Annotated in this window: 1 protein-coding gene; it reads left to right on the forward strand. The window is 55.3% G+C overall.

Annotation, left to right across the window (positions count from 1 at the left end; all coding sequences use genetic code 11):
• Window positions 1–320 (forward strand): IS30 family transposase (locus HMPREF2847_RS09100; protein ID WP_141765088.1); only part of this gene is annotated, 320 nt, incomplete at both ends.

Genomic DNA, 320 nt, shown 5'->3' on the forward strand with positions numbered 1-320 from the left:
ATGGTGCGGATGATTCGTCGGCTCAAAGAGTCGATGGACACCACGATTTCGACGTTGACCTGGGATCAGGGGGTGGAGTTTGCCAAACACACGGAGTTTTCCGTCGCGGAGAATATCCAGGTGTTTTTCGCCGATCCGCATTCGCCGTGGCAGCGAGGCAGCAATGAGCGGATGAACCGGGATATCCGGTTTTATTTCCCCAAAGGCACCAACTTTACCGATGTCACCGACCAAGAGGTCGCCCAGGCCGAAGCATTGCTGAATAACCGGCCGCGAGTAGTACTCGACGGGTTAACTCCTCGGGAGGTAATCTCTGGTGT

The sequence above is a fragment of the Corynebacterium sp. HMSC074C03 genome (assembly GCF_001838285.1).
Taxonomy (GTDB): Bacteria; Actinomycetota; Actinomycetes; order Mycobacteriales; family Mycobacteriaceae; genus Corynebacterium; species Corynebacterium amycolatum.